The organism is Ammoniphilus resinae, from assembly GCF_017873965.1.
GTDB classification, from domain to species: Bacteria; Bacillota; Bacilli; order Aneurinibacillales; family RAOX-1; genus Ammoniphilus_A; species Ammoniphilus_A resinae.
On the sequence record NZ_JAGGKT010000007.1, the window covers coordinates 37979 to 59155 of the forward strand.

The 21177-nt window shown below is 45.3% G+C and carries 16 protein-coding genes; 12 read left to right on the forward strand and 4 right to left on the reverse strand.

The features are described 5' to 3' along the window. The first annotated feature begins 44 nt into the window (after positions 1 to 44). The 4 genes from cspD (at position 45) to prfB (ending at position 4779) form a co-directional block, all read left to right on the forward strand. Complete coding sequence (gene cspD, locus J2Z37_RS12530) at positions 45 to 242, forward strand: cold-shock protein CspD (RefSeq protein WP_209810613.1); 198 nt, start codon at positions 45 to 47, stop codon at positions 240 to 242. Positions 243 to 395: 153 nt separating this feature from the next. Next, positions 396 to 950, forward strand: a complete 555-nt coding sequence (gene hpf, locus J2Z37_RS12535; protein ID WP_209810614.1) for a ribosome hibernation-promoting factor, HPF/YfiA family — start codon at positions 396 to 398, stop codon at positions 948 to 950. Between the two features lie 223 nt (positions 951 to 1173). Next, positions 1174 to 3672, forward strand: coding sequence for an accessory Sec system translocase SecA2 (gene secA2 / locus J2Z37_RS12540; RefSeq protein WP_209810615.1), 2499 nt, complete (start codon positions 1174 to 1176; stop codon positions 3670 to 3672). A gap of 5 nt (positions 3673 to 3677) precedes the next feature. Next, a protein-coding gene (gene prfB / locus J2Z37_RS12545; RefSeq protein WP_209810616.1) for a peptide chain release factor 2 occupies positions 3678 to 4779 on the forward strand; the annotation gives its coding sequence in 2 pieces (ribosomal slippage) (positions 3678 to 3749 and positions 3751 to 4779; 1101 coding nt in all). 153 nt (positions 4780 to 4932) lie between these two features. On the opposite strand, the gene J2Z37_RS12550 is transcribed toward prfB, so the two are convergent. Next, positions 4933 to 5931, reverse strand: coding sequence for a copper amine oxidase N-terminal domain-containing protein (locus J2Z37_RS12550; RefSeq protein WP_209810617.1), 999 nt, complete (start codon positions 5929 to 5931; stop codon positions 4933 to 4935). Positions 5932 to 6084: 153 nt separating this feature from the next. Between J2Z37_RS12550 and J2Z37_RS12555 the strand changes: the two genes are divergently transcribed. Continuing rightward, a complete protein-coding gene (locus tag J2Z37_RS12555) occupies positions 6085 to 6915 on the forward strand; it encodes a YitT family protein (protein ID WP_209810618.1) in 831 nt (276 codons plus the stop codon). A 115-nt stretch (positions 6916 to 7030) separates the two neighbouring features. Here the strand turns inward: J2Z37_RS12555 and tkt are convergent, their stop codons facing one another. The 3 genes from tkt to J2Z37_RS12570 all read right to left on the reverse strand — a co-directional run bounded on the left by tkt (position 7031) and on the right by J2Z37_RS12570 (position 11977). Continuing rightward, positions 7031 to 9025 carry a transketolase gene (gene tkt / locus J2Z37_RS12560; protein ID WP_209810619.1) on the reverse strand — a complete coding sequence of 665 codons (1995 nt, stop codon included), beginning with the start codon at positions 9023 to 9025 and terminating at the stop codon, positions 7031 to 7033. An 844-nt stretch (positions 9026 to 9869) separates the two neighbouring features. Continuing rightward, the gene (locus tag J2Z37_RS12565) at positions 9870 to 10736 is read right to left on the reverse strand and encodes a nuclease-related domain-containing protein (RefSeq protein WP_245203781.1); all 867 of its coding nucleotides are present in this window, start codon (positions 10734 to 10736) and stop codon (positions 9870 to 9872) included. Between the two features lie 113 nt (positions 10737 to 10849). Then, positions 10850 to 11977 carry a mandelate racemase/muconate lactonizing enzyme family protein gene (locus J2Z37_RS12570; protein ID WP_209810620.1) on the reverse strand — a complete coding sequence of 376 codons (1128 nt, stop codon included), beginning with the start codon at positions 11975 to 11977 and terminating at the stop codon, positions 10850 to 10852. A 158-nt stretch (positions 11978 to 12135) separates the two neighbouring features. Between J2Z37_RS12570 and argC the strand changes: the two genes are divergently transcribed. The 7 genes from argC to J2Z37_RS12605 all read left to right on the forward strand — a co-directional run bounded on the left by argC (position 12136) and on the right by J2Z37_RS12605 (position 21174). After that, a complete protein-coding gene (gene argC / locus J2Z37_RS12575) occupies positions 12136 to 13146 on the forward strand; it encodes an N-acetyl-gamma-glutamyl-phosphate reductase (protein ID WP_209810621.1) in 1011 nt (336 codons plus the stop codon). Between the two features lie 230 nt (positions 13147 to 13376). After that, positions 13377 to 14123 (forward strand): acetylglutamate kinase, encoded by a 747-nt coding sequence (gene argB, locus J2Z37_RS12580; protein WP_209810622.1) that lies wholly within the window; start codon positions 13377 to 13379, stop codon positions 14121 to 14123. 1 nt (position 14124) lies between these two features. Further along, entirely contained in the window at positions 14125 to 15258 is a 1134-nt protein-coding gene (locus J2Z37_RS12585) for an acetylornithine transaminase (RefSeq protein WP_209810623.1), read from the forward strand. Beyond that, positions 15255 to 16322, forward strand: coding sequence for a carbamoyl phosphate synthase small subunit (locus tag J2Z37_RS12590; RefSeq protein WP_209810624.1), 1068 nt, complete (start codon positions 15255 to 15257; stop codon positions 16320 to 16322). The genes J2Z37_RS12585 and J2Z37_RS12590 overlap by 4 nt, the downstream gene beginning before the upstream one ends. After that, on the forward strand, positions 16315 to 19506 hold the full coding sequence (carB, locus tag J2Z37_RS12595; protein ID WP_209810625.1) for a carbamoyl-phosphate synthase (glutamine-hydrolyzing) large subunit: 3192 nt from the start codon (positions 16315 to 16317) through the stop codon (positions 19504 to 19506). Before J2Z37_RS12590 ends, carB begins: the two co-directional genes overlap by 8 nt. Further along, the gene (argF, locus tag J2Z37_RS12600; protein WP_209810626.1) at positions 19503 to 20471 is read left to right on the forward strand and encodes an ornithine carbamoyltransferase; all 969 of its coding nucleotides are present in this window, start codon (positions 19503 to 19505) and stop codon (positions 20469 to 20471) included. The genes carB and argF overlap by 4 nt, the downstream gene beginning before the upstream one ends. Before the next feature lie 76 nt (positions 20472 to 20547). Beyond that, a complete protein-coding gene (locus tag J2Z37_RS12605; protein ID WP_209810627.1) occupies positions 20548 to 21174 on the forward strand; it encodes a flagellar hook capping FlgD N-terminal domain-containing protein in 627 nt (208 codons plus the stop codon). Positions 21175 to 21177: the final 3 nt, after the last annotated feature.

The following is a 21177-nucleotide window of genomic DNA, read 5'->3' on the forward strand; positions in this document are numbered from 1 at the left end:
AAAAAATTTTCGCTAGTTTACCTTGAAAGGACTGTATACGTAACATGCAAGGAAAAGTAAAATGGTTTAATGCAGAAAAAGGTTTTGGATTTATTGAGAGAGAGGATGGAGACGACGTATTCGTACACTTCTCCGCAATTCAAGGCGACGGTTTCAAAACCCTTGAAGAAGGACAAGCAGTTGAATTCGAAATCGTTCAAGGTGCACGTGGACCTCAAGCGGCTAATGTCGTTAAGCTATAAATTATAAAAATACAAAAGCCTCTGGTGAAATTTTCACCGGCGGCTTTTTTTTGTTCACAAATATTTCAACGAAACAGGATATTTTTAGGGATTATGTGGAAGGATTTTGATGTAGTATAGAGAAGTAGTTATTATCGAAAGGAGGAGTTCACGATGAGATACAGCATTCGTGGAGAAAACATTGAAGTAACACCAGCCTTAAGAGAATATGTAGAGAAAAAGGTAGGGCGTTTAGAGAAGTATTTTGATGATCTTTCTCCTTCTACTGAAGCGCATGTCACCTTGAGTGTGCTGAAAGATGAACATACAATCGAGGTAACCATTCCTATGCCTGGGGTGATCTTGCGTGCTGAAGACACCCACACAGATATGTATGCTGCAACCGATTTGGTTGTTGAAAAATTGGAAAGACAAATTCGTAAACACAAGACCAAAGTGAACCGCAAATTCCGTCAAGAAGGCAGTCTAAAAACATTGTTTGCTGAGAATTTGCCAGGTGGAGCGGCTGATGAAGAAGAGCCAAACATCGATATCGTTCGTAATAAGCGTTTTGTCTTGAAGCCGATGGATGCAGAAGAAGCCGTACTGCAAATGGACATGCTTGGTCATAATTTCTTCGTCTTTACTAACGCTGAGAGCGATCAAATTGGGGTTGTTTATAGACGCCGCGATGGTCGGTATGGATTGATTGAACCAGAATTTGAATAGAAACATAATCGAAAAGCGCCTCTTCCAGGAAGGAAGGGGCGTTTTTAAGTCCATTTGAAACTTTCCTGCTTCTTTTTTCGTAAATACATAATAAACCAAGTATCATTTCTTGTTTTGAGTCAATAGTTGAAGTAAAATATTATTTTAGAAAATGTTTTTTATGTACGATAATAGGTGAAAGCTGCCAGGAGTAGCTTTTTACATTGGAAGGAGTTCTCTCTCTATGCTTGGAATGGTGAAAAAGATCTTTGGATCTTCGGACGAAAGAGAGTTAAAAAAATATTATAAAAAGGTAGCAATCATAAACAACTTAGAACCTGAAATAGAAAAGCTGTCTGATGAACAACTTCAGGCAAAGACGATAGAATTTAGGGAACGCTTGGCAAATGGAGAAACACTCGATGACATTCTTCCAGAAGCCTATGCGGTGGTTCGCGAGGCTTCCAAGCGTGTTCTTGGCATGCGTCATTATGATGTCCAATTGATCGGTGGGATGGTTCTGCATGATGGACGAATCGCCGAAATGAAAACGGGGGAAGGGAAAACCCTCGTTTCGACCCTGCCGGTTTATCTAAATGGTCTAGCTGGTAAAGGGGTCCACGTCATTACGGTAAACGAGTATTTGGCTGCTCGTGACTGTGAGGAAATGGGACGGCTTCATCAATGGCTTGGCTTAACGGTTGGTTTGAATAAGTCTGGGATGGAACCAGATGCGAAGCGTGAAGCTTACAGCTGTGATATCACCTATGGTACGAATAACGAGTTTGGCTTTGATTACCTGCGGGATAATATGGTTCTGTACAAGGAACATATGGTTCAGCGTCCGTTGCATTATGCGATTGTCGACGAAGTAGACTCTAACTTGATCGATGAAGCGAGGACCCCTTTAATTATTTCTGGTCAGGCACAGAAATCAACAGATCTCTATTTTATTGCCGCCCGCGTCGTCAAGATGCTGAAAGAGGAAGAGCATTTTACGATTGATGAAAAGACTCGTTCGATTTCACTTACGGATGAAGGGGTCAGTCGAATCGAGAAGATGTTCAACATCGATAATTTATACGATACAAACCATATTACGCTAAATCACCACATCCAAAATGCGCTGCGTGCCGAGTTTATTATGAAGCTGGACGTTGATTATGTGGTGCAGGAAGGCGAAATTATTATTGTCGACGAATTTACCGGACGGTTGATGCAAGGTCGCCGTTATAGCGATGGGCTTCACCAAGCCATCGAAGCTAAGGAAGGTCTAAAGGTGCAAAATGAAAGTATGACCTTGGCAACAATTACCTTGCAAAACTACTTCCGGATGTATGAAAAATTGTCAGGAATGACAGGGACAGCAAAAACAGAGGAAGAAGAATTTAAGAAAATTTATGGGATGGATGTTGTCGTTATTCCAACCAACAGACCGATTGCAAGGATTGATTTGCCAGACATGATTTATAAGTCTGAGGCAGGCAAATATCGTGCAGTAGTAAATGAAATCGTTGAGCGGCATAAGAATGGACAGCCAATTCTTGTAGGTACAGTTTCTATCGAAAAATCGGAGTTGATCTCTGATATGCTGAAACGAAAAGGCGTCCGTCATACCGTTCTTAATGCAAAGCAGCACGCCAAGGAAGCAGATATCGTTGCACATGCCGGGCAAAAAGGGGCTGTAACAATTGCCACCAATATGGCTGGTCGTGGTACCGACATTAAACTCGGCGAAGGCGTGATGGAAGCTGGCGGCTTGCACATTATTGGTACCGAACGCCATGAGAGCAGGCGGATTGATAACCAGCTGCGCGGTCGTGCCGGACGTCAAGGGGACCCAGGATCCTCGCAATTTTATCTTTCCATGCAGGATGAATTGATGCGCCGCTTTGGCTCGGAGAATATTATGAATATGATGGATCGCCTCGGGATGGAAGAAGACCAGCCAATCGAGAGTCGCATGGTTTCAAAGGCGATTGAATCCGCACAGAAACGCGTGGAAGGGAATAACTTTGATGTACGTCGGGTCGTTCTTCAATATGATGATGTCATGAATCAACAGCGTACCGTGATCTACAAGCAGCGGATGGAAGTGCTCGAGAGCGAAGACCTGCGTGAGATTGTGATCAATATGATTCTTTCCCATGCCGATCGTTTGGTTGAGATGTTCTGTCCAGACAGCGAAGTGCCGGAAGAATGGAACCTCGAAGGCTTAGTTGAGCAGGCGAAAGCAACCTTCTTGATCGAAGGCTATCTAACCGAGAAGGATTTGAAAGGTAAGGAAGCTGAAGAAATTACGGAGCTGATGCATCAGGTAATCGAAAAGCAGTATCAGGAACGCGAAGATCTGATCGGTGCCGAACATATGCGGGAATTTGAAAAAGTGGTCGTGCTGCGTTCGGTTGATAGTAAGTGGTTAGACCATATCGATGCGATGGATCAGTTGCGCCAAGGGATTCACTTGCGTGCCTATGGTCAGACCGATCCGCTTCGTGAATACCAGTTTGAAGGATTTGAGATGTTTAATGATATGGTGGCTCGGATTGAAGAAGAGGTTGCTACCTACATCATGAAGGCGGAAGTATCCGTGAACAACCTTGAACGTAAAGAAGTGGCGAAAGGGCAAGCAGTAAATCCAAATGAGCCGCCGAAACCTGCTCGAAACGATGATAAAGTTGGCCGCAATGATCCGTGTCCGTGTGGAAGCGGAAAAAAATATAAAAACTGCCACGGAGAGTGATGCGAATGGAAATCTCAGAAATCAGGCAAGAACTAACCAGCATTGCCAAAAAACTAGGTGAATTTAGGGGGTCTCTTTGACCTCGATGTGAAAATTCGCCGGATTGCCGAGTTAGAGGACAAAATGGCTGCTCCCGGCTTTTGGGATGACAATGATCAGGCCCAGAAGGTGATTAATGAAGTCAATGTCTTAAAAGATTCGGTTACACGGATTCAAGAATTAGAGGCTAGCCTGGAGGAACAGCAGTTGATGCTCGAATTGATCATGGAGGAGAAGGATGAATCCCTTCTTCCTGATCTCGAGCGCAGTGTGAAAGCATTAAGTAAGGAAATGGATGACTTCGAACTGCAATTGCTCTTGAGTGAACCTTATGATAAAAGCAACGCGATTCTCGAGCTCCATCCCGGTGCTGGTGGGACAGAATCACAGGACTGGGCAGAGATGCTCTTGCGGATGTACACCCGTTGGGCAGAGCATAGAGGATTCAAGGTGGAAACCATGGATTACCTTCCAGGTGATGAGGCTGGGGTAAAAAGTGTGACACTGCTGATTAAAGGGTACAATGCCTACGGGTACTTGAAAGCGGAAAAAGGGGTTCATCGCTTGGTGCGAATTTCTCCTTTTGATTCCTCAGGTCGCCGCCATACCTCCTTTGTATCCTGCAGTGTTGTTCCGGATATTGAGGATGATGTCGATATTGAAATCCGTACCGAAGATTTGAAAATCGATACCTATCGAGCTAGCGGGGCCGGTGGACAGCATATCAATACGACGGATTCCGCCGTCCGCATCACCCATATTCCAACGGGGGTTGTTGTCACCTGCCAATCTGAACGCTCACAGATTAAAAATCGCGAGCAGGCGATGAAAATTCTTAAGGGTCGTTTATATGAGAAAAAGATTGAAGAGCAGGAAGCTGAGCTAGCCAAAATCCGCGGGGAACAAAAGGAGATTGGTTGGGGAAGCCAAATCCGTTCCTATGTCTTCCACCCATACAGCATGGTCAAAGATCATCGTACAGCGGAAGAAACCGGAAATATTCAAGCGGTCATGGATGGCGAAATCGATAATTTTATACACGCTTATTTGCGGCACCAGATGAACTGATTTGCTTACATGCGGACATTGGTTAAGCAGGTCAAAAAATAAAAGCCTAATAGCAGGAGGAAATCCTGTTATTAGGCTTTTCTAGTTGAAAGATGACCCGATTAACCGATTGTCTAATCGATTAAAGTCAATTTTCGTTTAACATTTTTCCTACTATTGCTTCTCAACCGCTACATCTTCTTCATTGATTGCTTCATCTTGATTTACAGCTTCATCTTGATTTATAGCTGTTTCTTCTTCAAGCACGATAGCCGTTTGTGTTTTGGCTTCCCATAATACTTTGGCATTTAAGCTTTGGCTGAGGAAGCGAAGAGGGATTAAGGTTCTGCCCTTCTTAGCTTTTGCTGGGACATCCAACAGGACAATTTGATTGTTCACTTTAGCTGTTTTGCTATCGATTGTGAGAACGACGGAAACGTCCCCTTTTGTCACTGTAACGGTTTTAAGTTCTGCATCATACTTGACTTCTGCATCTAATGCTTCCGCTAAGGCACGGAATGGAAGTAAAACACGGTTCTCTTCGATCACAGGCTGGACATCCATCTCAGGTTCTTCTCCGTTTACAAAGGTAAGGACGCCTTTTTTGCCCATTTTCTTCAGAATTGTAGCCAATTCTTCATATTCTGCAAGAACTTCTTCGTCAGTAGCTTCGTCGCTTATTTTTTTCACATAAGTCTTTTGCACATCTAATTGACCCTGCAGGTTATCTAGACCAGCATAAAGTTCTTTCAAGGCATCTGCTGCTTTTTCTGCTTCCTCACCTTCTAAATCCTCAAGCTCCTCTAAAAGAGGGGCTACCGCATCCAACTGTGCTCGGAGGGCTTCTGCACGGTTGTTGATGGCTCCTTCTTTGCCTTGCCTTGCAGAATCCGGAACAGTTTGGGTATCAAATTTGGCTAAACTAGCTTCAATCTTTTCTAGTTTTTTAGTAAAATTTCCGAGGGTGACTTCTTCGTCTATGGTTACTTCCACATCCGCATCCGTTTCTGCAGTTACTTCTGTTTCTTCATCACTGCTCGTAACAGAGGCTTCGGTAGAGGATTCCACTTTCGTTTTATTTTTAGCATGATCGGGTTGGTCGGCAAATGCTGACTGTGACATTAATAAACTCGCTGCTAATACACCAAATGTTACTTTTCTCCAATTTTTCATGTTCGTTACTCCTTTATTTATGTATTGTGGCTTGTAATATTAAATGTTTTCGTAAAAGATTATGTTTTTTGGGGGGAAAAAGAAATTTTTGGAGAATCATGGCATATGCAGGGGTAAAATAATCTTATCGATAAGATTGCAGAGGAAAAGAATATGAAAACTATTTATGATTATTTGTTATTAGGTTTGGGTTCATTTATTATCGCTGTCACCTTCAATTTGTTTCTGAATGCCTTTGATATTGCCTCAGGTGGAGTCAGTGGGATTAGTATTATCCTTCAAGATTTATTTGGCTGGCGTCCGGCTTTTACCCAATGGGGGGTTAATATTTTGTTGATCGGACTGGGGTTTCTTTTGCTTGGCAAACAGTTCGGGATGAAAACGATCATCGGCACACTGATTTTGCCTTTGTTTGTGTTTCTTACTGAGGATTGGCAAACGATTACTTCCAACCCTTTGTTAGCTGCATTGTATGGCGGTGTCGGAGTAGGATTGGGAATTGGGCTGGTTTTCCGAGCGAATGCTTCTACAGGTGGTACGGATTTGGTTGCCCAAATCATACATAAATACAGCGGTTTTACTCTTGGGATCGCTGTTCTATTAATTGATGGTCTAGTCGTGTTTTCTGCTGCCATCGTGTTTGGACCAGAAAAAGCTTTGTATGCCTTGGTTGCCCTTTTTGTTACGGGAAAGACGGTGGATGTGGTGCAAATTGGACTTGGAGTCTCTAAAATTGGATTTATCATTTCAGAAAAACAAGAAGAGATTCGAACGGCCATTCTATATGATCTGGATCGGGGTGTCACCAAGATTCCCGGTTATGGAGGATACACTGAAAAGGAGCGTCCTGTCTTGATGTGCGTCGTTTCCCAGCGGGAAATCAGCCGTTTGAAAAATGTGGTCCGCGAGATTGATCCAAAGGCCTTTGTCATCGTAGCGGACGCCCATGAGGTGTTGGGGGAAGGGTTTAAAAGGAGCGTGTAACGATTGTGGCAGGGTGATGGAGATGTATTTTTTGTCCCTTTGGGCACTCTCCCTTTTTCTCAGTATGGTAGGTAGTGGCTAAACAAGAAAAACCGGGCAAATGCCCGGTTTTTACTTATTTTAAAACCTTTTCCACATGGTTCACTACATTTTCAACGGTAAATCCGTATTCTTTAATTACGCGGTCGCCAGGTGCGGATGCTCCGAACTCATTAATCCCTATGATTGCACCCTGATCGCCAGTATAGCGCTCCCAGCCAAGTGGCTGTGCCATTTCCATCGCGACGCGTGCTTTGATTTCGGGAGGAATTACGGAATCTTTGTATTCCTGTGATTGTTTTTCAAATAACTCCCAGCTCGGCATACTGACAACGCGAGCGGAAATTCCCTTTTCTGATAAGGCTCCTTGCGATTCAACCGCCAAACTCACCTCGGATCCAGTAGCAAGTAAGAGGACTTGCGGTTTTTCACCATTTGCAGGGTCAGCTAGTACGTAAGCCCCTTTTGCTATGCCCTCACGCGCCTTGGTTGCAGAACCCTCAAGGGTTGGCAGTTTCTGACGGGTTAAGATCATAGCTACTGGAGATTCCTTTTGACTAAGCGCATACCGGTAGGCTTCCATTGTTTCATTCGTATCAGCCGGACGCATTACAATCAGGTTTGGCATGGTGCGCAGCGAAGGAAGCTGTTCTACTGGCTCATGTGTAGGACCATCTTCACCAACTGCGATACTGTCATGTGTGAATACATAGATGACAGGTTGTCCCATTAAAGCCGCCAAGCGGATCGCTGGACGAAGGTAGTCAGAGAAGACAAAGAATGTTCCACCAAACGGGCGAACGCCGCCATGCAAGGACATCCCGTTCATTGCTGCACCCATCGCAAATTCACGTACCCCGAACCAGATGTTTCGTCCTGCATAATTTGGTTGATGGAAAACATCATACCCTTTTAGGTTGGTGTTGTTCGATGATGCAAGGTCTGCGGAACCGCCGAAAAGAGTAGGCAGATTCTTGGCAATCGCATTGAGGGCAATCCCGGAAGATTCGCGTGTCGCCATTTTTGGTGCATCTGGCTGATAGACTGGCAGATCTTTATCCCAACCAGCAGGAAGTTCGCCATGGATTGCTTGCTCCAATTGTTGACCTAATTCAGGAAAAGCCTTTTTGTACGCAGCAAGTTTTTCATCCCATGCGGCATTCTTTTTCTCGCTCTCGGCTTTTAATGCAGCAAAATAATCCTTTACTTCCTCCGGTACAAAGAAAGGCTCATGATCCCAGCCATAGGATTTCTTCGTTAGTTCCACTTCATCTTTTCCAAGAGGTGACCCGTGTGCAGCGGATTTCCCAGCTTTATTTGGACTTCCGTAACCAATCACGGTGCGCACTTCAATTAAGGTAGGGTGTTCTTGATCCTGTTGCGCTTTTGCGATCGCTTCACCGATGCTGCTGATGTCGTTTCCGTCCTCAACGCGCAGATACTGCCAGCCATAGGATTCGAAGCGTTGTGCTACAATTTCAGTGAAGGCTTGGTTTAGATCACCATCAAGGGAGATATTGTTGGAATCGTATAGGACGATCAATTTGCCAAGCCCCATATGGCCCGCCATGGAGGCAGCCTCAGCTGAAACGCCTTCCATCAAATCACCGTCACCGCAAATCGCGTATGTATAATGGTTGATGATATCGTGGCCTTCTTTATTGTAGGTAGCAGCCAAATGGGCTTCTGCCATCGCCATTCCCGTTGCCATGGCAATCCCTTGACCAAGAGGACCGGTTGTGGCATCTACCCCAGGTGTATGACCAAACTCCGGATGTCCAGGTGTTTTGCTTCCCCATTGACGGAAGTTTTTCAGTTCATCCAGGGAGAGATCAAAGCCAGTCAAGTGAAGAAGACTGTATAAAAGTGCAGATCCATGTCCTGCAGAGAGGACGAAACGGTCACGGTTAAACCACTCTGGATTTGTTGGGTTATAATTCATATGGTTTGCCCACAGTTCATAGGCCATCGGAGCAGCGCCCATCGGCAATCCAGGGTGACCGGAATTGGCTTTTTCGACCATATCAATCGATAGCATACGAATCGTGTTAATCGCTAACTGATCATTCATGCGGTTTCCTCCTTTTTGTCTGTCGCTTGAATATTCTCTTCATTGGCACGACATTCCTATATTACCATATTTATAAAGTTTCCTGTATTGGCTGGAAAAATTCGTGGACGATATAGGGTGAAATTATGACTTGATAAGGTGGGAACCATGACCCTGTCTGAAATCGGGTGTGATTCGGACAGGATTAAGAGGAAAAGACGCAACCTAGTCAGAAGCCCGGTCCTTTCCTGACAGGATCAGGGAGAAAAGGAGGAACCGAGTCAGAGATCTGCCCCTTTCCTGACAGGATCAAGAAGGAAAGGAGAAACCGAGTCAGAGATCCGCCCCTTTCCTGACAGGATCAAGAGTAAAAGGAGGAACCGAGTCAGGCATTCGGTCTTTTCCTGACAGGATCAGAGAGAAAAGGAGAAACCTAGTCAGAGATCTGCCCCTTTCCTGACAGGATAAAGAAGGAAAGGAGAAACCGAGTCAGAGATCCGCCCCTTTCCTGACAGGATCAAGAGTAAAAGGAGGAACCGAGTCAGAGATCTGCCCCTTTCCTGACAGGATCAAGAAGGAAAGGAGAAACCGAGTCAGAGATCCGCCCCTTTCCTGACAGGATCAAGAGTAAAAGGAGGAACCGAGTCAGGCATTCGGTCTTTTCCTGACAGGATCAGAGAGAAAAGGAGAAACCTAGTCAGAGATCTGCCCCTTTCCTGACAGGATCAAGAGGAAAAGGCACAACCGAGTCAGAGATCCGCCCCTTTCCAGACAGGATCAGGGAGAAAAGACGCAACCGAGTCAGGAACCCGGCCTTTTCCTGACAGGATTAAGAGGAAAAGACGCAACCGAGTCAGTAATCTAATTATTTATAATAAGTATTCTTACTTTTACCAAACCTAGTATAGTTTTTCTTTAAAATCCTTATAATTGTCCTCATGCTTAAATCAGCCTTGCACCACTCAAAAATAGTCTGGGTTGTAATCTTTTGCTCAGGGAATAATAGTTTGTACTCCTCCACATGTCGTAAAATAGCCGGTTCCAAACTTTCGGATTCCCCACATCTACCACACACAAAATCATAATTTCTCTTGCGCAGAAGAAAAGACCCACAACTCCTACAATACATCCCCTTCTGTAACTCTTCATAATCATATCTAGGCAACTTAGTAAATGGATTTTTCGTTTGATGTAATGAAATTAATGTTTGCGCTAAACGCCTATGCCCATCATTCAACGTTGATGGTTTTTGATTCAAATCTCTTAAGAAACGATTGACTTGGGTTGGCAAGATAATAGGTTGGTCCAATGGGGCTTGATACAGGGTGAATTCGGGGTTGATAAAAATGACGGAGGCTTCTACAACATAATAGAGCTTGAGGTATTGAAGGAGTTGGCGGAATAAAGTTTCGCTTCTTTTTAATTGGATAATTGGGTTTTTGTACTCGCGGTCCGTAGCCCGGGAGAAGAACTTGTCCGACTCCAAGTAATAATCACCTTCAAAATTTTTAACATCTAAAAGATGAATCCCACCTTGTGAAATGATTAATGAATCAATTTGAAAATGGGAGTTGTTTACCTCAAGGAGTAAATCATTTATGATAAACCTTTCTTCTGAAAGATTTTCGGCTCGTTTGTCAAATATTACTTCTCCTTCATAGCCTTTCTCAAGAATTGAATAATGAAACCTTTCCTTTTCTGCTAAATCCAATCGTGCATTTAAATAACGCATCGCCTTTAATTCATCCGATTCAGACCGGCTTTTGAGCAACAACCTAAGCCACTTCCTTTCTTTCAAAATAATGAAGAAGGGCAACAGCCCTTCTTCTGCTTACACCTTGCAGCCTAAACCCTTGTCGGCACGACCCCTGTCACACTTCCCTTCACTTCATAAGCGGCAAGGGCCTTCTCATCAAATACGATCCCGTGGCCTGCACGCTCTGGAGGCACAGCGACACCGTCCCTTACCACATAGGGCTCCGCCAGCAATCCTAGCTCTGTCAAAGACCCGCCCTGTACATCTTCCAAAATCAAGCCGTTAGGCACTGCACACAAACCATGGACTGAGAGCTCCATACAAAAATGAGGGGCAACAGGCAAATGATGACTCTCAGCGAGCTTGGCGATTTTCATCCATTCCGTAAATCCGCCTACGCGTGGCAAATCTGCCTGCACAATGTCCACTGCATCGGCACGAATATAATCTGCAAACTGGTACCGGGTGAACAATGTCTCCCCTAGGGCGATCGAGGTTTTGGCGGACTGACGCAATCGCGAGTGACCCGGAATATCATCAGCAATAATCGGCTCTTCGAGCCAGAAGATATCGTATGGTTCGAGCATGGACAACCTCCGGACCGCATCCCCAGATGTCCATTTCTGATTTGCATCAAGCAAGAGCTTAATATTAGGCCCGATTAATTTGCGCACGCTTGCCACACGTTCCACGTCTTCTTCGGGATTTTCTCGGCCGATTTTCATCTTCACCGCTCTAAATCCGCGTTCGATGTACTCATTCATATGCTCAAGCAATGGATCTCCGTCTAGATGCATGTTAATCCCGCTTCCGTAAGCCGGAATGCTGTCCCTGAAACCACCTAATAGCTTGTACAAAGGGACATCAGCCTTTTTGGCCAAAATATCATATAAAGCAATATCGATTGGAGCAATGGCCAAGGTCGTAAAACCACCTGAGCCATTCGCATGCAGTTCATGCCAGCAGCGATTCCAGATCCGCTCCACATCATGGGGGTCGCTGCCTATTAAGATTGGTGCAAGATACGAATTAATAATCTCTCGAATCGCTGATCCGCCCATACCAAGCGTATAGGTCCAGCCGGTTCCGGTAATTCCAGCATCCGTTTCGATGGTTGTGATGACCCACTCCCAGGTGCTAATTCTTTGAATCGAATCCTGCAGATGAATCGTTGGTGGTACGCGATAAAGTTTGCTTTCGATGCTCGTAATCCGCATGGTAACCCTCCTAATCTATTTTCCCTTTCATCATACCACAATTCAGAAAAGTGAATCACCTGGATTTACGGAGTATACCTACAGAAAAAACCATTGTATAAAAATAATCGCAGATGTATAATGATTCATATGAAAAGGGGTTAGGGGAGTAGACGAAGATGAATATTTCTATTATTGGTGCAACTGGGTATAGTGGAGTTGAATTAATTCGCCTTCTAAAAAGCCATCCAGAAGCAAAAATTGAATCATTATTTGCGAGTTCCCAGGCGGGAAATGAACTGACAAATGTTTTTCCACATTTAACGAATATCGCACAATTTCCTTTAGAAGCGATTGATATAGAAAAAACAGCGGAGTGGGTATTTCTAGCGACGCCGTCAGGAGTCAGCGGGAAGCTGGTTCCATCTTTACTTGAAGCAGGACGCAAGGTGATTGATATCTCGGGGGATTTCCGTTTGCCGCAGGAAACCTATCAAAAGTGGTATGGAAAAGAAACAGCTGAGGAGAGTCTTCGGCAAAAAGCAGTGTATGCACTTCCAGAATGGTTCTCGGAACAAATCAAAGGTGCTCAGTTGGTTGCTAATCCGGGTTGCTATCCGACAGCAGCTTCATTGGGACTCGCACCTGCTTTGCCTTATATCGATCCAAACAGTATTATCATCGATGCCAAATCAGGGGTTTCCGGGGCGGGAAGAAGTGTCGGCTTAGGTACCCATTTTGGTGAGGTTAACGAAAACATTAATGCTTATAAAGTTGGAAAACACCAGCATACACCGGAAATTGAGCAAACGCTAACGCGGATTGGCGGTAAGGAGACAATCATTTCTTTCACGCCGCACTTGGTGCCGATGACGAGAGGGATTTTGTGCACCATGTATGCAACTATTACTGAGGAAGTGAACTTCCAGGAGCTTTATCAAAGCACGTACGAAGGAAAGCCATTTGTGCGCGTACGTCCAGCAGGAAGCTATCCGAAGACGAAAGAGGTCCTTGGCTCCAACTATTGTGATATTGCCGTCCATGTGGATCCACGGACTAACCGTTTGGTCGTTTTGTCGGTAATTGATAATGTCGTCAAAGGGGCCTCCGGTCAGGCGGTGCAAAACATGAACCTGATGGCAGGACTTGAGGAAACGGCAGGGCTTGAATTTAGTCCAGTCTATCCGTAGGCAGTCGGTGGAATAAACGGAGAATTTCCGGTTATTTCGTTCAAAATTGCAATTTCAGCCAAAATAGGCGGAGTTTGTCCGACTATTGTCAGGTTTTGTTTCATTCAACTTAGTATTTTGCCCGATAGTCGGAATTCCTCCGCTTAATTTATCTGGTTTTTAAGAGTTTGGATAAATAAGCGGAATATCTCCGTTTATCAACGTTAAAAAAGATTGAGGAGAGAGAAATCATGTTTATATTAAAATGCGGAGGAAGCACCTTGGATCAACTTCCAGCTTCTTTTTATGAGGAGCTGATCCAACTGAAAAGGGACGGATTCGATCCCATCATCGTGCATGGGGGCGGACCGGCGATATCCAATACGCTAAAATCCCTACAGATCGAACCGCAATTTATTGACGGATTAAGGGTAACAGACGAAGCGACCCTGCAGGTTGTAGAAATGGTCCTCATCGGGCAAACCAATAAACAAATTGTAAAACAGCTGAAAGGTTATGGATTTGGTCTTAGTGGGATGGACGGAAGCTTGATCAAGGCAAGCAAAATGGACGGTCCATTCGGATTCGTAGGGCAGATCGAAGCGGTTCAACCAGAACTAATCAAAAGCCTCAGTGACAACGGCTATATCCCAGTCATTGCCCCACTTGGCATCGACGAACAGGGGCAGTCCTATAATATCAACGCAGATACAGCAGCTGGCGCGGTCGCCACGGCACTTGGTGTAGAGCAGTTGATCGTTGTGACAGATGTGCCTGGTGTCATGGAGAATGGCCAGGTGATCCCGGAATTGACCACACAACAAGTAACCGAACTTATTGACAAAGGGGTCATCACAGGCGGCATGATTCCGAAGGTAAAGGCTGCGATGGACGCCTTAAAAGCAGTTGATGAGGTAGTTATCATTCCACCAGCTAATCTTGGCAAAGCGGTACAAAAAGAGAAGGTTGGAACAAAAATTAAAGGGGGTGCGGAATAAGATGAGCAGTAGCTTATTTCCCAATTACGGAAGATGGCCAATTACGATTGTAAAAGGTGAAGGCAATTACTTATATGATGAGAACGGAAAAAAATACTTGGACCTCGTATCGGGGATTGCCGTGACATCGCTTGGCAATATTCCTCCACAGGTGAAGCAAAAGGTAGCAGAACAGCTAGATACATTATGGCACTGCTCGAACCTATTCCATATTCCTCAGCAAGAAGCGCTAGCACAAAAGTTGACGTCGATTAGCTGCGCCGACCGGGTATTTTTCTGCAACAGCGGGGCGGAGGCAAATGAAGCAGCAATCAAGCTGGCCAGAAAATGGGGGAACCAAACTGGAAAGTATGAAATCATTACATTTGATTCGTCTTTCCATGGTAGAACCTTGGCGACCCTTACGGCAACTGGACAGGAAAAGGTGAAAATCGGATTTAGTCCACTGCCAGATGGTTTCAAGACTGTCCCCTATAACGACCCGGAGAGTCTAAGCCAAGCGATCAGCGACAAAACGTGTGCGATCATGCTGGAAATGATTCAAGGGGAAGGTGGTATCCACCCAGCGGATCCGGCATTTATTGAACATATTAAAACCCTTTGTGAAAAACATCAGCTCCTTCTTATCGTCGACGAAGTCCAGACTGGAATGGGCCGTACAGGAAAATGGCTGGCCTACCAACACTATGATATCGAGCCGGATATTATCACACTGGCAAAAGGGCTTGGCAGTGGATTCCCTGTTGGGGCGATGATGGCGAAGGAATTTCTTACTGAGATGTTCGGTCCTGGCAGTCATGGCTCAACTTTTGGCGGGAATCCGCTTGCCATGGCGGCTGGTCTAGCGACAGTCGAAGCGATGGAACCGTTGCTAGACAGTATCCAACAAAAAGGCGAATACTTGATGCAAAAACTCGGAGGACGTGGAAAAGGGCTTTTAATCGGTATTGAATACGATTTTGATGTCGCGCCCCTCCTTGGAGAATTAAGAGAACAAGGGATCCTTGCCTTGCAGGCAGGACCGAAAGTCTTGCGGATTTTACCGCCGTTTACGATCACCAAAGAAGAAATGGATCATGCTATCGAAGTTATTGAGAAGGTGGTCCAATCATACAAAGGAGCGGTACAGCAATGAAAGGATACCTTGTATTAAGCACAGGGGATGTTTTTGAGGGAACCCTGTTTGGAAAGCAGGAAGCTTGTGAAGGCGAGATCGTGTTTAACACGGGGATGACTGGGTATCAGGAGGTTTTAACAGACCCCTCCTATTCCGGTCAAATCGTCACGTTTACCTATCCGTTAATTGGAAACTATGGGGTTAACCATATAGATCATGAAAGTGTATTTCCGGCTTGTAAAGGGCTAGTAGTGGGGGAATTATGCCAAGTTCCTAGCCATTACCAGTCAAGTTTGAGCCTAGCTGAAATGGCTGAAAAATTTGGACTGGGTGGAATTTCAGGGGTAGATACTCGTGCGGTTACGCATATTGTGCGGACACAGGGGCTAGTCTTTGGCCGGATTACGACGAATCCAGAGGACCTGCCGAAAGCGAGTGAGCCTTTGATGGATCAAGTGGCTGCCGTTTCGACGAAAGAAAAAGAGACTTATCCAGGTAACGGACCACATGTGGTGATGCTGGATTTTGGCTATAAGAAGTCAATCCTCGATTGCTTGCTCGAGAAGGGCTGTAAGGTGACGGTTGTGCCTTATCACACTAGTCTGAAGGAAGTGGCCGCCTTAAATCCAGACGGAATCATGCTCAGCAATGGACCTGGAGATCCCCTAGAGATGCAGCCGTATTTGAAGGAAATTAAGAAGATTATTGAAGCCTATCCGACGTTTGGGATCTGTTTGGGACACCAAGTCATTTCCCTTGTATATGGCTGTGAAACGGCTCGCTTGCCATATGGTCACCGGGGAAGTAACCATCCTGTGAAGCATGTGGAAAGCGGGAAAGTGTACATGACATCGCAAAACCATGGTTATATGGTGAAAGAGGACTCGGTCAATCCAAAAGTCCTGAAAGTTTCTTATATCAATGTCAACGATAAGACGGTAGAAGGCTTGCAACATCTCTTCCTACCGATCTCAACCGTGCAGTTTCACCCAGAGGCCCATCCAGGGCCAAGTGACACGGACCATTTGTTTGAACAATTTATTCAGCAATGCCAGAACATAGGAGAAAAGAGCTATGCCTAAATTAGATGACATCAAGAAAATTCTCGTTATCGGATCTGGTCCGATCGTGATTGGTCAGGCAGCTGAGTTCGATTACGCAGGGGCGCAAGCCTGTCTTGCCTTGCGTGAGGAAGGAATCGAGGTTGTCCTAGTAAATAACAATCCTGCTACCATCATGACGGATGAAGAAGTGGCAGATAAAATTTATATGGAACCCCTAACGGTGGAATCCCTTGAACGAATCATTGCAAAAGAGCGTCCAGATGGGATTCTTCCCACGTTAGGAGGGCAAACGGGATTAAACCTGGCGGTGGAAATTTCCGATGCTGGGATCCTTGAAAAATATCAGGTTAAACTCCTAGGAACTCCGTTGGAAACGATCAAAAAAGGTGAGGACCGGGAAGAATTTAAGCAAATGATGATTGACATCGGTGAACCAGTTCCGGAAAGTAAAACCGTGAATGCAGTCGAGGAAGCCTTGAGCTTTGCCGAGGAAATTGGTTACCCCGTGATCGTTCGTCCAGCTTATACATTAGGTGGATTTGGTGGCGGGATTGCGTCCGATCAGGAGGAGTTGCGTACCGTAGCCAAAAGGGGAATTGCGGCCAGTCCGATTCAGCAGATTTTGATCGAGCGAAGTGTGAAAGGCTGGAAGGAAATTGAATATGAAGTGATGCGTGACAGCAATGATACGTGTATCATCGTTTGTAACATGGAGAATCTGGATCCAGTCGGTGTTCATACTGGAGATAGCATCGTCGTCGCGCCTTCACAAACTTTAACAGACCGCCAATATCAAATGCTTCGTTCGGTTTCCACGAAGGTCATTCGTGCCTTAGGGGTTGTGGGTGGCTGTAATATTCAGATTGCTCTTGATCCTGATAGTGAACAGTACTATTTAATTGAGGTCAATCCTCGGGTAAGTCGTTCAAGTGCGCTTGCCTCGAAAGCGACGGGTTATCCGATTGCAAGAATCAGTGCCAAGTTGGCCATCGGTTACCATCTTGACGAGGTGATGAATCCGATTACCGGCTATACGTATGCAAGCTTTGAGCCGGCGATTGATTACATCGTTTGCAAGATTCCACGTTGGCCATTTGATAAGTTTCCACACGCGAATCGCTTGCTAGGGACACAAATGATGGCTACGGGTGAGGTCATGTCGATTGACCGTAATCTCGAAGCTTCGTTGCTCAAAGGAATTCGCTCGCTGGAAATTGGCGTCCACCATTTGAAATTGGATGGCGTGACCTGGACCCAGGGGGAATTACTGAAAGGGCTAGAGCAGGCAACAGACATGCGGATTTTCCTTCTAGCTGAAGCGTTCCGCAGGGGCATGACGGTTGCGGAGATCCATCAGGTGACGCAAATCGATCCCTTCTTCTTAGGGGCTATCGCAAATATCATTGGAATCGAACAACAGCTTGCTGAGTATACCTGGGAAAGGGTGCCGGAGGAATTATTAAAAGAGGCTAAACTGAGAGGTTTTGCAGATGAAACAATCAGTGACTTGTTTGGAATCTCTTTTGCTGCGGTTAGGTCGCGCTGGCAGCAGCTGGGCTGGACGCCTAGCTATAAGCTCGTAGATACCTGTGCCGCAGAATTTGTGGCTGCCACGCCATACTATTATTCAACCTGGCAGGGCCGTGATGAAGTGCCTGTCACCAAGACAGGCAAAAAGGTTCTAGTTATTGGTTCCGGACCAATCCGTATTGGTCAAGGGATTGAGTTTGACTACTGCTCGGTCCATGCGGCGAAGGCGTTGAAAAAGCAAGGTATTGAAGCTGTCGTTATCAATAATAACCCAGAAACGGTGAGTACCGATTTTAATACAGCAGATCAATTGTATTTTGAACCGCTTGCTTTATCTGACGTCCTGAACGTGATCGAAAAGGAACAAGTGGATGGCGTCATGGTTCAGTTTGGCGGGCAGACAGCGATCAATCTAGCAGCTAAACTGGAGGAGATGGGGGTTACCATCTTTGGGACCTCCGTTCAATCGATAGACTTAGTAGAGGATCGCGATCTCTTTTATCAAATGTTGAAAAAGCTAGAAATCCCACATATCCCGGGGATCAGCGTGAACAGTGAAGAGGAAGCCTTCCAAGCGGCTGATCAGTTGGGATACCCTGTGCTCGTTCGTCCTTCCTATGTGATTGGAGGGCGGGGGATGGTTGTCCTGAATCATCCGGATGAACTAAAAGACTATTTGGAGGAAACGACTTTTTCCTACCCGCTGTTAGTAGACAAATACCTCTCTGGAATGGAAATTGAGGTAGATGCGGTTTGTGACGGAGACCAGGTTTTAGTACCAGGGATTTTCCAGCATATTGAACGTGCAGGGGTTCACAGTGGAGACAGTATGGCCATTTTCCCGGCACCTGGTTTGACGAAGCAACAGAAGGAAATGGTGACCAGCTATACGGAAAGAATTGCAAGAGAAATGAAGGCCAAAGGTTTGATCAATATCCAGTTAGTGATCGCAGACAAGCAGATTTATGTCCTTGAGGTGAATCCGCGGGCTTCCCGAACGGTTCCGATTGTCAGCAAAATCACAGGGACCCAGATGGTTGAATTGGCGGTCAAGGCACAACTGGGTGAGAAGCTCACAGACACAGGGTTAAAAGAAGAGATCTCCTTTTACGCTGTGAAGGGGCCGGTATTCTCGACAGTGAAGTTAGCAGGGGTTGACCCTGCGTTAGGACCGGAAATGAAATCGACTGGAGAAGTAATCGGGCTGGGGTATAATCAACAAGAGGCGACCGGCAAGGCGATACATTGGAAAGAAGGGGTTTGCCCGCCTTTACAGGACGGGGACTATCTCGTGATTTCGCTTTCGGAGACGATGAAGCGTGAATTTATGGATTGGATCCCGTTGTTAAAAGCCTATCGCGTGTTGGCAACCCCAGGAACAGCAGCATTTTTACGGGATAACGGAGTAGAAATAGTTCAGGAAGTAACCGATGTTGAGCAGGTTAAAGCCTTTGGGCTGGAGCAAGAGATTAAGTCAGTGGTAAACACACCAACTGTCGGAAACAAGCATGGCCGCTTGGGATTTGGACTGAGGCAGCTAGCTGTCCAATTAAATATTCCGTGCTTTACTTCCCTCGACACCTTCTACGCTTATTTGCAGGTGAAAACTGGGGAGCAAACGGAACCAATGGAATTAAAGGCTTATCTTAAGCAAAAGGAGGTAAAGCTATGAATTTAGGGGAGAACCTAGTGGAGCTAAGTAAGAAAATAAGTTTGAACGGTAGAGACTTTTTATGCTTAGCTGATTTTTCTAAGGAAGAGCTACAGTATCTTCTTGATTTGGCCGCAGAGTTAAAAACGATGAAAAAGGAAGGGATTCCATACCAGCCTTTGCTTGGGAAAACGATGGGGATGATTTTTGAAAAGTCCTCTACACGGACCCGTGTTTCTTTTGAGGTAGGAATCTATCAATTAGGCGGGCAAGGAATGTTTTTCAGCAACCGTGATTTGCAAATCGGTCGTGGGGAGCCTATTTCAGATACGGCGCAGGTCATCTCGCGTTATTTAGACGGAATTATGATCCGCACCTTCGAACATGAGAAGGTCGAAGAGCTCGCCTTACATGCACCCATTCCGGTAATCAATGGCTTGACGGATAAGTTCCATCCCTGCCAAGTGATGGCCGATTTTCAAACGATTATCGAACAAAAGGGAAAGTTAGAAGGGCTGAAGCTGGCTTATGTAGGTGATGGCAATAATATGTCCCATTCCTTGCTGCTTGGTTGTGCGAAAATGGGCATGAATATTTCCATCGCTGCTCCGGAAGGGTACATGCCTGCAGCTGATGTGGTGGAAATGGCAGAGAAGTTTGCGGAAATCAGCGGTTCTAACATATTAATTACGGACAGCCCGGTGGAAGCTGTCAACGGGGCGGATGTGATCTACACCGATGTGTGGGCAAGTATGGGCCAAGAAGCGGAGCAGGAACAAAGGGTGAAGATTTTTGCCCCGTACCAAATCGACGAAAAGCTTGTTAAGCATGCGGATCAAGATTATATCTTTATGCATTGTCTGCCTGCCCACCGTGGGGAGGAAGTTTCATCGGATGTCATTGATGGAGGCCATTCGGTCATTTTTGATGAGGCTGAAAACCGCTTGCATGCGCAAAAGGCGGTCATGGCCGCTGTCATGGGGTAAAATAAATTAACAATCCCCTTCATTTTTGCCGATAAAAGAAATAAGGCGAACCGTATGCAAAATGGAGGGGACCTATATGTCAACGATTATTAGTGAAACCAGAATTAATGATTATTACAGCAAAGCAAGGACATTGAAGAAGGAGTTGGGTCAAGAGGATTTCTTCAAGCTCATGATTGAACAACTGAAAAACCAGGATCCCACCCAACCCTCCAATGATTTAAACCAAATTTTGAATACAGCCACGTTTGGAATTTTGGAAGGGGTTAATTCGATTCGTGATGCTGTTGCGGATAAAAAATTAAATGTGTTTGATTATACCGGGCTCGTTGGCAAGGAGATTACCTTTGAAAAGACCAATATCGATCCTTTTACGAAAGAACAGGTGCAGGTTTTAAAAAAGGCCGTTGTACAAGGAGTTTCCCTCCAAAATGATAAAATTATGCTGCAGGTGGACGATGGGATTGTTTTCCCGGATGAGATTAAACAATTAGACTTCCAAGGTCAGGACAAGAACCGTTTGTTTCAGGATACAATGGCCTATTTCTCGCTTGTTGGCAAAAAGGTGGACTATCTTCAGGATGAACAAGCAAAAAGTGGTTTGATTGACGCCGTTGTCCTAAAAAATGGGGTCATGGAATTCACTGTTGGTGGGGAAAAGATTTCATTGGATCAAATAACGGGCGTTTATAATGCAGAGTAAAGA